We start from the raw sequence: 12,123 nt of genomic DNA, 5'->3' as shown, positions 1-12,123 counted from the left end.
AGGCTCGCACCCGTACAAATCATATACTGCGTATCTGCTCTTGTTTATTTTGCGTCTTTTATCACAAGCGTTTGGGCTGCCCGCAAACCCAAAAGATAACTTTCTACGCCAAAGCCGCACACGCTGCCCGCACACACCGGGGCCAGCACCGAATGGTGTCTGAATGCCTCGCGCGCATGGACATTGGACATGTGCACCTCAACCACGGGCACGGGCAGTATGGCCAGCGCGTCTGCCAGCGCGTAGCTGTAGTGCGTCCACGCGCCCGCATTGATGACAACGGCGTTTATGCCTTCGCCCAGGGCTTTGTGAATGCGTTCAACCATCTCGCCTTCGTGGTTGGTCTGAAAGCATTCAACAGTCACGTCCAGCTCTTTTGCTAGCTTTTTCAGCGCGGCATCAATGTCTGCCAGTGTTGCTGTTCCGTACTGTGAAGGATCGCGTTTGCCGAACATGTTCAGGTTGACGCCGTGCAGCACAAGAATTCGCATGGAGGCCTCGCTTTTCGTGTCTGGTTAACGTGACTGCTGCCCCAGGGCAGCCTCAAGGGCACTGCGCGACTCTGGCGGCAGGCCTTGCCCTGTCCACAGGCGGAACTGTGCATCGCCCTGACCAAAAAACATCTCCAGCCCCGAAATGCAGCGGCGGCCAGCGGCACGTGCCTCACGCAAAAAACGTGTTTCAAGCGGGTTGTACACGATGTCGTAAGCGAGGGGTGTTGCTTGGGCAGCACTTGTGGGTGCAAGGGGCGCGGAGAGCGAAAAATCGTAGGGGGTCTCTTCCTCGGCCTTGCCACGCATGCCAAGGGGGGTGGTGTTGATGACCAGCAGGGGCGAAGGTTCGTGGCGGTCTTTCCACAGCAGGGGGGTAAGGCCAAATTCTTCGGCCAGCGACAGGTGCGATTTGTCGGAAGGCGTGGTCACAAAAATTCTGGCAGGGCGTTGCTGCACCGTCTCCACAAGGCCAGCTGCAACGGCCCGTGCCGCACCGCCAGCTCCCAGCAGCAGCACATCCGCGCCAGCAAGGGGCACGTTGGCGAGTGGGGCCATAAAACCCGCCACATCGGTGTTTTCACCGCACAGGTTCTCGCCTTTCCAGTAGATGGTATTGGCCGCGCCCACGCGTCTGGCCAGCGGGCTCACCTCGTCCAGCAGGGGGAGCAACTCCACCTTGTGGGGAATGGTAACGGAACAGCCGCGAATGTTGAGCAGGCGCACGCTTTCCACAAAGACGGGCAGCTTCTGGGGGGGCACTTCCCACTTCATGTACAGGGCATCGATGTCGAGAGCTGCAAAACCCGTATTGTGCAGCAGGGGCGAAAGGCTTTGGCTCAAGGGCCAACCGATGACGCCATAAAGGGCCGTGCCGGTTGCAGGGGAAGCGGCTGCGCTCATGGGGGGCGTGCTCCTGAAAAAAGTGCGGCAAAAACGTGTGTTTTTTATACAATAATCCGCAACACAGTAGAGCACTGTACCCTATGGGACGGTTAGGGGCAATGCCGCAAGGTCTGGATTACCCGCCAAATCCGAGATGCTGGATATGTTGTATCCGCACCGGAGTGTGTGGATATCAAAAAGCCCCGGCGAACCGGGGCTAGAAAGAGTTGTACGGAAGCGGGAGCTGCAGGCCGCGTGACCTGCATTATGAGCGCTTGAGCTCCATGGCCTTTTGCAGCATCTGGTCAGCAGTGGTCACAACCTTGCTGTTGGACTGGAAGCCCCGCTGGTTGATGATCATGTTGACCATTTCCTTGGACATGTCCACGTTGGAATTTTCAATGTTGTAGGCATTGACCTTGCCGTAATTTTCCGTTCCGGCCACGCCCATCTGCATTTGTCCCGAATCTTCAGTGGCAGAAAAAACATTGTTTCCTTCCCGCCGCAGGCCGTCTTCGCTGGTAAAACGGCACACAGGTATCTGCCACAGGTTCATGCTCTTGTTATTGGAAAACTTGCCCACAACAGTGCCGTCTTCACTGATGCTGATGTTGTTCAGCGTGCCAGCGGCGTATCCGTCCTGATTTTTGGAGCGCATAACCGGTGAGGAAGCGGTGTAGTTTGTGGTGGCGTCTGTGGCGCGGGTATAGGAATTGCCCATGCTTGCAAGAGCGGTGGGGTCTGTGCCCACGCTGGCAGCCGTGCCAGGCGTGTTTTGCCAGCCGCCTGTGGCAGAGATGCCCAGGTTCAGGGTGACGGGCGAGCCGTTAAAGGTCATTTGCGGCAGACCTGTGGAAGAAAGCGTGGCCGCGTTCCAGTCGGCAAGATTTGTGCTGCCTGCGGTGGTTGGCGTGTAGGCCGACATGCCCGTGAGCTCGCCTTTGGCGTTGAAACTCAGGGTTCCCGCCATGAGGGCCTGGGCCGTGCCGCCGCTTGTGTCTGCGTCAGAGGCGATGAGGTATTCCGCAGTGGTGCCCGTGCCGGTGGAGGGCGCGCCGTCAAAATAGATGGTGGCGTTGTGGGCCGTGCCGTCGGCTCCGTACAGGGTTACGCTTTGGGCATATCCGTAGCCGGAGCTGCTGATGGGCGGCGTATTGGCGGCATTGTACTGGCCGACAAGGCTGAAATACGGGTTGGTGGCGTCAACGGCAGTGTCCTTGGCCTGCGCGACGTTCAGCCGCAGATCCAAAGCCGTGGTGGCCTTGGCCGGCATTTTGGCAAATCTGTCTATGGTAACCTGAGCCAGACCGCCCTTGGTGCCGTCTTCCGCATACTTGTAGCCCATAAGGGCCATGCCCGCCGGCGTACGCAATACGCCTGAGTTGTCAGGGCGAAAGTCGCCCGCGCGGGTATAATACGCGTCACCATTCTTGTCGGTTACCTGAAAGAATCCCTTGCCGCTGATGGCCATATCCGTGACGGTGTTGGAAGACTCAAGCGCTCCCTGACCGTATCTGGTAAGCACGGCGTCCATCTGCACACCCTGACCCACCTGGCCGAGAGCCACACGCGAATTGGTCTGCGCTCCCCACCAGTCGCCAATGCTGCCCTGCTGCGCATAAAAAACGTCAGAGAACAGAGCGGTCTGCTCTTTGTAACCGATGGTACTCACGTTGGCGATGTTGTTTGAGATGACGTTCATGCCGTCACCCAAGGTCTTCATGCCAGTGGCACCGATGTACAATGATGAGTTCATGCTCTGCCTCCTGCCGGGGGGAATAATTTTCCTCATACCCGGTAACGGCAGGCCGCCCCTGCGGGAGGGCGTACATGCCGCTGTGCCGCAGATATGCGCGGCACGCTTAGTCTGCCGCGTAATAGGGCAGACAAAGTAAAGGGCGAAGAGGAAAAACATTCCTCTCCGCCCTGAATAGAAGCAGAATTCGTGCCAGTGGCAACGCTCTTTGCGCTGTGTCTGAGGCCTATTTTTGCACGGGCAAACCGGCCTGCTGCCATGCGGTGATGCCCTGATTCATGTGCAGAATATTGGTAAGACCTTCTTTTGTCATGGTATCGTATGCACCAGCAGACCGATTGCCCGTGCGGCAGTACAGCAGTACGGGCTTGTCCTTGGGCAGTGTGAGTACCTGCGATTCAAAGTCCGCACCGAAAAAATCCATGTTTACAGCGCCAGCAATGTGCCCCTCGCGAAATTCAGCCGGGGTGCGCACGTCCACAATGGTCAGGCCCTGCGGCGGGTTCTGCAACAGAGCCGCTGCTTCCTTGACGCTGATATCCTTGGCGGAAACCTGAACGGCCACCAGTAAAAGAAGGCAGGCAAAGGCCGCAACAAAACCACGGAGCAGCCCGTGGGGTGTTTTTGCAAACGGTGATTGCATCATGTCGGTTCCCTGTGATTTCTGCGGGGCGGTTTTGCCGCCCCGCAGGCATGATGATTACTTGAACTCGGCGCGGGCCTTGGCAAAGCCGTCGGCGGCATTGCGAATGACCTTTTCGTCCACGCAGAAGGCAAGGCGGAAGTAGCCGGGGCAGCCAAAGCCGGTACCGGGCACGGCCAGCACGCGTTCTTCAACCAGCCTGTTCACAAAGGCCACATCGTCGCCGCCGGGAGCCTTGGGGAAGAAATAGAAAGCGCCCGCAGGCATCTGGAATTCGTAACCGGCATTTTTGAGCACTTCGCCCATGGCCTTGCGGCGGGCTGCGTAGATGCCCAGGTCAACCTGGCTGCCCAGAGCGGCGGCCATGATGTGCTGGCCTACCACGGGCGGGTTCACGAAACCGAGAATGCGGTTGGTGAGGGTAAGGCCAGCCATGAGCTCGGCCTTTTCGTGCAACAGGGGCGACACTGCGGCAAAGCCCACGCGTTCGCCCGGTAGCGAAAGATTTTTGGAGAACGAACTGATGACCACCGCGTAAGGGTAGAGGGGCAGCACCGAAGGAACTTCAGCGTTGTCATAGGCCAGAAAACGGTAGGGCTCGTCGGCCACCAGCCAGATGGGCTTGCCGTATTCCTGACTCTTGTTTTCGAGCAGTTCGGTCAGCGCCACCAGATCCTTGCGGCTGTATATCACGCCGGTGGGATTGTTGGGCGAGTTGATGAGCACCACGCGGGTTTTGGGGCTTATGGCTTCCTCAAGCGCCGCGAGGTCGGGCGCAAAGGTGTCGGGCTTGCTCATGACCGCGCGGAACGTGCCGCCGTGATTGGCCACGTAAAAGCCATATTCAACAAAGTAGGGGGCAAAGCCCAGCATTTCTTCGCCGGGATTGATGACCGCGCGCAAAAAAGCGTTGAGCACACCGGCGGCACCGCAGCCCAGCAGAACGTCATTGGCGGTGAGGGCCACGCCCTGTTCCTTGCTGAGGTGCGCAGCCAGTTTTTCTCGCGCCCACACAAAACCGCCGTTGGGCATGTAGCCAAAGGCAAAGGGTTCAGAAGCGTGTTCGGTAAAGGAGCGCAGGCCGGACACCACGGCAGGAGGTGCTGGCAGGTCGGGGTTGCCCAGGCTGAAATCATAAACATTGTCTGCGCCAAAACGGGCCTTGAGCTGGCCACCGGCCTCAAACATGCGCCGGATCCACGATGAGTGTTCCAGATACCCCGAAACGCTGTCTGCAAGAATGGACATATACTGCTCCCACTGGTTGTTGTATTCGACCTGACTATTGGTTATGCTTCCAAAAGGCGTATAAAGCAATTGTCATTTGGAGGCTCTGATGCGTTTTGAATTTTTAGGCAAAGCCCGGGTCGTGCTTGTTCCTGTGCTGTTGGCAGCGGCACTGTTGCCTGCTTGCGCCTCCAAGGAGACGCAGGAAGTTCCTGACGGCATGGCCGTTACTGTTACCCTGCGCGATGTCCATCGGTGCTCACGCATCTCGCCTGAAATTCAGGTGGCCCAAACTCCAGCCAACACCGATTACTATGACGTGCGGTTGATGGAGCTTACCAGCGATTCCCAGGAAATGTTTCTGGGCGGCGGCAACTGGACCAACGATGGCTCTGGCGTTATTCCGGAAGGTGGCCTGACCCGTCACTACCGTGGCCCCTGTCCGCCCAGCGGCCAGAGCAGGGATTATGTTTTTGTTGTGTCGGCCATGAGCCGGCAGAGCATGCAGCCTATTTCCGTGCGTCTTTTCCGTTTCACCCAGGAATAACCTCTGGCAGACACGCCCTTGGCAGTCCCGTGGACTCAGGGACCCGTGCATGAAAACGGACTTTCCGCCCCGCAGCTTAACCGCGCGGGGCGTTTTTTTGTTCAGGCCAAAACAGCAACAGGCGCTGGGGGCGATAATTCGCCGCCAGCGCCTGTTGCTTGGTATTTTCTAATAATCGTCTTCGTCTTTGAGCTCGGGGGGCACAGCCACAGCACCGGTGATGATGCGACGCCGGGGCGCGGCAGCGGGGGCTTCCGGCGCGGCGGAACGGCGAATGGCCGGTTCGGGCAGCGTATTGTACAGAGCCCAGAAGGGGGGGTAGAGACCGGTCATGATGCCGGGGTTGCCCAGCTTCTGGTGTGGGCTTGCGCATGCGGCAAGGGCAAGGGCCATTGCCCACACCGGATCGGGTGCGTTCCAGCCCGGCTTGAGGCCGGATTGTTCTTTTTTGCACAAGCGGCTGTTTTCATCCAATTCGAGACCCACAGCAGAAAGAAAACTTTCTACCGTAGTTCTGTCGGTTCCGCTGGGCAGCGTGGGCAGGTTGGTCTTCTCGCCGCGCAGGGCGGCACAGGCGGCCAAAGCCAGCGGCAGGGGCGCCCACGCAGCGGGGAAACCAGCGGGCAGGTCGCCCTTGGCATACTGCTTGAGCGGCGCAGAAGCGGTGGCGCAGACCTCGCCGCCTTCCTTGCCAGCCTCGTAGCGCAGGTCAAGGCCGAGCTGTTTGAGCAGGTCCCAGCCAGCTTCTGCGGCGGGCAGGGCAGGCCACTGGCCGCCCAGATGGGCCTCGCCGCCAAGGGCCAGCGGCAGGGCCAGCAAAAAGAGCGCCAGCTCGGCTTCCATGCTGCTTTCAGGTCTGGCGGGCAGGCTGAGCGGGCCGGGGTTTACGCGCACTTTTGCGCCCTCGGTCTGCACATCCGCGCCAGCTGCGCGCAAAATGGGCACCACGCGGGCCACGATGAGCCTGTGATCAGGGTGCGAGGAAAGGTCAAGGGTAATGGCCCGCTCGTAACCGGGGGCCGCCAGCAGAATGCCCTCGGCCAGTTCGGCGGGCACATCGGCGGGCAGCTTTACGGAGTCGGGCAGAATGCCGGAGCATTCAAGGCGTGCGGGCAGGCCGTCGCTTTTGGGAACAACGTGCACAAGGCGCGCACCCAGAGCGGGCAAAAAGTGCCGCACGGCAGAGAAATCGGCCAGTTTCAGGCTGGAATCGCCGGTGAACTTGGCGCGCGAGGGGCGGCCAAGGTAGTGGCCCAGCAGCATAAAGAAGTTCCAGGCGCTGTCGCCGGTGTGGATAACCTTGTCGGCCGCACCCAGCGGGGCCGCCGGACGGGCGGAGACGCCTTCATCCTCGCGGGTAAGCGAGGCTCCGGCCTGGTTGAGCATTTTTACGCAGTCCACAATGGGGTCGTTCATGAGGCCGGGCGCCAGATGCAGCGGTTGGCCCGTGGAGGCGGCCAGCATCAGCCATGCGCGGGTGGCGCGGCAGGCCAGGGGTGCGGGCATGCGCAAACGCACATGCTTGGCTGGCGGCGCAAGGTTAAAGGCCGTGCGCGGTGGTTCCTTCAAAGCAGCGCCGCCATTGTCACCGGCCTCGTCTGCGTCGTTACGCGCAGAGGCTGGGCGGGGCTGAAATTCCACTTCCTGCATAAGCGAAAAAAAGTGGCCGGAAAGGCGCGCATCGCGGCTGATGTGGGAAACAGCGGCCTCCCACGATTCGCGAATGTTTTTTTCTTCGGCAGAGTCGAGCCGGGGCTTGTCGCCGCGCATGCGCTCAAGAAGGTTGTTGCGGCGCAGCAGCAGGCGCAGAATGTCGCGGTCTATTTCGCAAACCACTTCGCGCAGCGGCTTGCGGGCGCGCGAATCGCCGGTGTCATGGCTATTGCGCGGGCTGCGCGGGGCGCGTGGGCCCTGTCCTTCGCGCTTATCACGTGGTGCGCGGGAATCGTTGGAGTTGTCGGTCATGCCTTGTCCTGTACTGATAATGAAATTTGGATAGGAGGGGTTCGCCCGTGGGGCTGCGCTGGAAAAACAACGGGTTGCCGACTCATGGTTAGTTTTGGCCCAGGGGCTTCCCTTATCTGCCCAAGCGTGTTAGCTTGAAATGAGTTCTCTTGCAAGGGTTGTGCGACCAGCACCAATGTATGGTCTGGCAGTAGGCATTTGAAATGCTTGTGACACGCAAGGCTCAAAAATGGCCAAGAGATTTTTTTTCACAAGGCTTCTAAGGCATTGATTCTGTAGTAAATCTGCATGACGGGTCTGTGAAGTTTCCACGAAATTTTGCAGAGGGGGGTTGACGCAAAGGCTAAGTGCTTGTTACTAATTGCGCAAGCCATACGCCCAACTTTCGTTGTGGAGGCGCTCGGCTAACCCCGGCGTGACGGATTTTGCCGCGCGCCTCGCCGAACCCGGCGGGTTTTTCTGAAACACTTTTAAAAGAGTTGGAGGATACGTATGCCGACGTTTGTCGATCCGTCCAAGTGCGACGGCTGCAAGGGTGGCGAAAAGACGGCCTGCATGTACATTTGCCCTAACGACCTCATGATCCTGGATTCTGAGGAAATGAAGGCTTACAATCAGGAACCCGAAGCCTGCTGGGAATGCTATTCCTGCGTTAAAATCTGCCCCCAGGGCGCCATCACGGCTCGCCCCTACGCAGACTTTGCTCCCATGGGCGGTACCTGTATCCCCATGCGCTCGGCCGACTCCATCATGTGGACGGTTAAGTTCCGCAATGGCAACGTGAAACGTTTCAAGTTCCCCATCCGCACTACGCCGGAAGGTTCCATCAAGCCCTTCGAAGGTCATCCTGAAGGCGCCAACATCGAAGATGAACTGCTGTTCACCGAGACTGCCTTGGTCGCTCCCAAGACCGCCCTTGGCAAGAAGTTCGATGTTAAGGACGCTGGTAAGTCCTTCACCTGCATGGAACACGGCCGCTAGGCTATTGCAACCGCTAGTGCGATAAGGAGAAACAATTATGCCAATGATTCCCGTCAAGGAAGCGACGAAGGGTGTGGCCATTGCCGAGCCTGAAGTGAAAGAACATGCTGTTGACCTGCTGATCGTGGGTGGTGGCATGGGTTCCTGCGGCACCGCTTTTGAAGCAGTGCGCTGGGGCGACAAGCACGGCCTGAAGATTATGCTGGTTGACAAAGCCACCCTCGAACGCTCCGGCGCCGTGGCTCAGGGTCTTTCCGCCATCAACACCTACCTGGGTGATAACGACGCCGATGACTACGTCCGCATGGTCCGTACCGACCTTATGGGCCTGGTTCGCGAAGACCTTATCTTCGACTGCGGCCGTCACGTTGACGATTCCGTGCATCTGTTCGAAGATTGGGGCCTTCCCTGCTGGATCAAGGGCGACGACGGTCACAACCTGAACGGCGCTGCCGCCAAGGCCGCTGGCAAGAGCCTGCGCAAGGGCGATGCCCCTGTGCGTTCCGGCCGCTGGCAGATCATGATCAACGGTGAATCCTACAAGTGCATCGTGGCCGAAGCTGCCAAGAATGCCCTGGGTGAAGACCGCATCATGGAACGTATTTTCATCGTGAAGCTGCTTCTCGATAAGAATACCCCCAACCGCATCGCTGGCGCCGTGGGCTTCAACCTGCGCGCTAACGAAGTGCACATCTTCAAAGCCAACACCATCATGGTGGCCGCTGGCGGTGCCGTTAACGTGTACCGTCCCCGCTCCACCGGTGAAGGCATGGGCCGCGCTTGGTACCCCGTGTGGAACGCCGGTTCGACCTACACCATGTGCGCTCAGGTTGGCGCTGAAATGACCATGATGGAAAACCGCTTCGTGCCCGCCCGCTTCAAGGACGGTTACGGCCCCGTGGGTGCGTGGTTCCTCCTGTTCAAGGCCAAAGCCACCAACTCCAAGGGTGAAGATTACTGCGCCACCAACCGCGCCATGCTGAAGCCTTACGAAGATCGCGGCTACGCCAAGGGCCATGTCATTCCGACCTGCCTGCGTAACCACATGATGCTTCGTGAAATGCGCGAAGGCCGCGGCCCCATCTACATGGACACCAAGACCGCCCTGCAGACCACCTTCGCTACCCTTAACGAAGAACAGCAGAAGGATCTTGAATCCGAAGCTTGGGAAGACTTCCTCGACATGTGCGTGGGCCAGGCCAACCTTTGGGCCTGCACCAACACCGCACCTGAAGAACGCGGCTCCGAAATCATGCCCACCGAACCCTACCTGCTCGGCTCCCACTCCGGTTGCTGCGGCATCTGGGTTTCCGGTCCCGACGAAGCTTGGGTGCCCGAAGACTACAAAGTGAAAGCTTCCAACGGTAAGGTCTACAACCGCATGACCACCGTTGAAGGCCTCTTCACCTGCGCCGACGGCGTGGGCGCTTCCGGCCACAAGTTCTCCTCCGGTTCGCATGCTGAAGGCCGTATCGCTGGCAAGCAGATGGTTCGCTGGTGCCTCGATCACAAGGACTTCAAGCCTGAGTTCGCTGAAACCGCCGAAGAACTGAAGAAGCTCGTTTACCGTCCCTTCTACAACTTTGAAGAAGGCAAGGCCGCTTCTACCGATCCCGTGGTGAACCCGAACTACATCACGCCCAAGAACTTCATGATGCGTCTCGTGAAGTGCACCGACGAATACGGCGGTGGCGTGAGCACGTACTACACCACCTCGAAGGCTCTGCTCGACACCGGCTTCAACCTGCTTGCCATGATGGAAGAAGACTCCTTCAAGCTGGCCGCCCGTGACCTGCACGAACTGCTTCGCTGCTGGGAAAACTACCATCGTCTGTGGACGGTGCGCCTGCACATGCAGCACATCTCCTTCCGTGAAGAATCCCGCTACCCCGGCTTCTACTACCGTGCGGACTTCATGGGCCTGGACGACGACGCTTGGAAGTGCTTCGTGAACTCGAAGTACAATCCCGCCACCGGCGAGACCAAGATCTTCAAGAAGCCCTACTACCAGATCATCCCCGACTAGTCGGCGGCACTGATGCCAAATGGGGGCGGCCGCAAGGCCGCCCCCTCTGCTGCAAGCTCTGGCTTTGCCCGGGCTTGCAGCGGCGAAAAACGCGTGCCGGCGGCGGCCCAGCCCTGCCGGAAAAAGAGCGGTTTTCGTGCCACCTGTTCGTGTGCTGCATGCTTGGCATGCGGCGCGCTGCACAAGGCAATTGTTCGGCAAGGGGATGACCGGCAGCAGGCCCCCCATTGCCGGCGGGCGTGGTGCGGGCAGTTTTGTGCGCTGACGCTCGCAGAGGTCGGCCACGGGGCCGCTCCTTTTTTTTCGCGGCGGGAGTCCTTTTCCTTCTTCAGCCGCTATGCAACAACGCAGGAGGATATCCAGGATGTCCAATGCCATTCTCGTCGTGGGCGGCGGCTTTGCAGGCCTCACAGCCGCCATTGAAGCGGCGGAACTGGGCCACGACGTCTTTATCGTCGAAAAGTCGCCCTGGCTTGGTGGGCGCGTGGCTCAGCTCAATAAATATTTCCCCAAACTTTGTCCCCCCTCCTGCGGTCTGGAAATTCAGTTCCAGCGCATCAGGAAGAACCCGCGTATCAAATTTTTCACACAGGCCGAAGTAGTCGGGTTCATGGGCGTCAAGGGCGACTATAAGGTGAAGGTGCGCATCAGCCCCCGCCATACCGCCCCGCACAATGTGGACTTCAGCCTGCTTGCCTCCAGCCTGACCGGCGAAGTGGAAAGCGAATTCGAGCTTGGTCTTGCCACGCGCAAGGCCCTGCACAAGGATATGCCTTTCGCCTTCCCCAGCCGCTATACCCTCGACCTCAACGCGCTCTCCAAGTCTGACAGCGCGCGGGTTGCCGGGGCACAATTCCTGGATGTCAACGAACCGCAGCGCGAGATTGATCTCAATGTGGGCGCGGTTGTTGTTGCCACTGGCTGGAAGCCCTACGACGTTACCCGGTTGACCAACCTTGGCGCTGGCAGTGTGAAGAACTGCGTGTCCAACATGCAGCTCGAACGCCTTGCCTCGCCCTTTGGCCCCACCGGTGGCCGTATTGTCCGTCCCAGCGACGGCAGGGCCCCGCACAGCGTTGCCTTTGTGCAGTGTGCGGGTTCGCGCGACCAGAACCACCTGAACTACTGCTCGTATATCTGCTGTATGGCCACTCTCAAGCAGTGCCTGTACATCGCCGAGCAGAACCCCGATACGCAGATCACGGTGTACTACATCGACCTGCGCGCCCCGGGCCGCTATGTTAAGGTGCTCGAAAAGGTCAAGGCGCTGCCCAATGTCAAGTTTGTCAAGGGCAAGGTTGCCAATGCCGAACAGGCCGAAGGCAACCGCGTGCGCATCACGGCTGAAGACGCCGTGCGCGGCGAAAAGATGACCCTTGATTATGATCTTGTTGTGCTGGCCACTGGCATGCAGCCCTCGCTGTCTGGTGAAAATGCGCCCCTGCCCCTGCCGCTTGATGAAGACGGCTTTATTGCGGGTGGAGATGAGGCTGGCATTTTCGCCGCTGGCTGCGCGCGCATGCCCCTTGACGTGATGCGCTCTGCGCAGTCTGGCACAGCCGCCGCCCTGAAGGCGGTTCAAACGGTGAAAGGGAGGTAGGC

General features: G+C 59.3%; 11 protein-coding genes. 5 read left to right on the top strand and 6 right to left on the bottom strand.

The window, feature by feature from the left end; translation table 11 throughout:
- Positions 1-44 precede the first annotated feature (44 nt).
- From aroQ to F8N36_RS15015, 5 genes are all read right to left on the bottom strand, one after another.
- Positions 45-491 carry a type II 3-dehydroquinate dehydratase gene (gene aroQ / locus F8N36_RS15035; RefSeq protein ID WP_291333735.1) on the bottom strand — a complete coding sequence of 149 codons (447 nt, stop codon included), beginning with the start codon at positions 489-491 and terminating at the stop codon, positions 45-47.
- Between the two features lie 24 nt (positions 492-515).
- Positions 516-1,394: a shikimate dehydrogenase gene (locus tag F8N36_RS15030; RefSeq protein ID WP_291333733.1), complete on the bottom strand. Its 879-nt coding sequence runs from the start codon at positions 1,392-1,394 to the stop codon at positions 516-518.
- 247 nt (positions 1,395-1,641) lie between these two features.
- Positions 1,642-3,132, bottom strand: coding sequence for a flagellar hook-basal body complex protein (locus F8N36_RS15025; RefSeq protein WP_291333732.1), 1,491 nt, complete (start codon positions 3,130-3,132; stop codon positions 1,642-1,644).
- 226 nt (positions 3,133-3,358) lie between these two features.
- Positions 3,359-3,778, bottom strand: a complete 420-nt coding sequence (locus F8N36_RS15020) for a rhodanese-like domain-containing protein (RefSeq protein WP_291333731.1) — start codon at positions 3,776-3,778, stop codon at positions 3,359-3,361.
- Between the two features lie 54 nt (positions 3,779-3,832).
- Positions 3,833-5,023, bottom strand: coding sequence for a pyridoxal phosphate-dependent aminotransferase (locus F8N36_RS15015; RefSeq protein WP_291333729.1), 1,191 nt, complete (start codon positions 5,021-5,023; stop codon positions 3,833-3,835).
- An 88-nt stretch (positions 5,024-5,111) separates the two neighbouring features.
- Between F8N36_RS15015 and F8N36_RS15010 the strand changes: the two genes are divergently transcribed.
- Together F8N36_RS15010 and F8N36_RS15005 are read left to right on the top strand one after the other, a co-directional pair.
- Complete coding sequence (locus tag F8N36_RS15010) at positions 5,112-5,549, top strand: MbtF (protein ID WP_291333728.1); 438 nt, start codon at positions 5,112-5,114, stop codon at positions 5,547-5,549.
- A gap of 49 nt (positions 5,550-5,598) precedes the next feature.
- Entirely contained in the window at positions 5,599-5,721 is a 123-nt protein-coding gene (locus F8N36_RS15005; protein ID WP_291333725.1) for a hypothetical protein, read from the top strand.
- Here F8N36_RS15005 and F8N36_RS15000 read toward each other — a convergent pair.
- Entirely contained in the window at positions 5,718-7,514 is a 1,797-nt protein-coding gene (locus F8N36_RS15000; protein WP_291333724.1) for a 3-phosphoshikimate 1-carboxyvinyltransferase, read from the bottom strand. The genes F8N36_RS15005 and F8N36_RS15000 overlap by 4 nt on opposite strands.
- Positions 7,515-8,006: 492 nt before the next feature.
- Here F8N36_RS15000 and aprB point away from each other — a divergent pair, with 492 nt between their 5' ends.
- The 3 genes from aprB (at position 8,007) to F8N36_RS14985 (ending at position 12,121) form a co-directional block, all read left to right on the top strand.
- Positions 8,007-8,495: an adenylyl-sulfate reductase subunit beta gene (gene aprB, locus F8N36_RS14995; protein ID WP_291333722.1), complete on the top strand. Its 489-nt coding sequence runs from the start codon at positions 8,007-8,009 to the stop codon at positions 8,493-8,495.
- 37 nt (positions 8,496-8,532) lie between these two features.
- Positions 8,533-10,521 carry an adenylyl-sulfate reductase subunit alpha gene (gene aprA / locus F8N36_RS14990; RefSeq protein ID WP_291333721.1) on the top strand — a complete coding sequence of 663 codons (1,989 nt, stop codon included), beginning with the start codon at positions 8,533-8,535 and terminating at the stop codon, positions 10,519-10,521.
- A 364-nt stretch (positions 10,522-10,885) separates the two neighbouring features.
- Positions 10,886-12,121 (top strand): FAD-dependent oxidoreductase, encoded by a 1,236-nt coding sequence (locus F8N36_RS14985; protein WP_291333720.1) that lies wholly within the window; start codon positions 10,886-10,888, stop codon positions 12,119-12,121.
- Positions 12,122-12,123: the final 2 nt, after the last annotated feature.

The sequence above is a fragment of the Desulfovibrio sp. genome, from assembly GCF_009712225.1.
Taxonomy (GTDB): domain Bacteria; phylum Desulfobacterota; class Desulfovibrionia; order Desulfovibrionales; family Desulfovibrionaceae; genus Desulfovibrio.
The sequence above is the reverse complement of the archived record's forward strand: the minus strand, read 5'-3'. Positions and strand labels throughout refer to the sequence as shown.

Coding starts and splice junctions, on each gene's coding strand:
- aroQ (WP_291333735.1), bottom strand. CDS start 491: ATGCGAATTCTTGTGCTGCACGGCGTCAACCTGAACATGTTCGGCAAA.
- F8N36_RS15030 (WP_291333733.1), bottom strand. CDS start 1,394: ATGAGCGCAGCCGCTTCCCCTGCAACCGGCACGGCCCTTTATGGCGTC.
- F8N36_RS15025 (WP_291333732.1), bottom strand. CDS start 3,132: ATGAACTCATCATTGTACATCGGTGCCACTGGCATGAAGACCTTGGGT.
- F8N36_RS15020 (WP_291333731.1), bottom strand. CDS start 3,778: ATGATGCAATCACCGTTTGCAAAAACACCCCACGGGCTGCTCCGTGGT.
- F8N36_RS15015 (WP_291333729.1), bottom strand. CDS start 5,023: ATGTCCATTCTTGCAGACAGCGTTTCGGGGTATCTGGAACACTCATCG.
- F8N36_RS15010 (WP_291333728.1), top strand. CDS start 5,112: ATGCGTTTTGAATTTTTAGGCAAAGCCCGGGTCGTGCTTGTTCCTGTG.
- F8N36_RS15005 (WP_291333725.1), top strand. CDS start 5,599: ATGAAAACGGACTTTCCGCCCCGCAGCTTAACCGCGCGGGGCGTTTTT.
- F8N36_RS15000 (WP_291333724.1), bottom strand. CDS start 7,514: ATGACCGACAACTCCAACGATTCCCGCGCACCACGTGATAAGCGCGAA.
- aprB (WP_291333722.1), top strand. CDS start 8,007: ATGCCGACGTTTGTCGATCCGTCCAAGTGCGACGGCTGCAAGGGTGGC.
- aprA (WP_291333721.1), top strand. CDS start 8,533: ATGCCAATGATTCCCGTCAAGGAAGCGACGAAGGGTGTGGCCATTGCC.
- F8N36_RS14985 (WP_291333720.1), top strand. CDS start 10,886: ATGTCCAATGCCATTCTCGTCGTGGGCGGCGGCTTTGCAGGCCTCACA.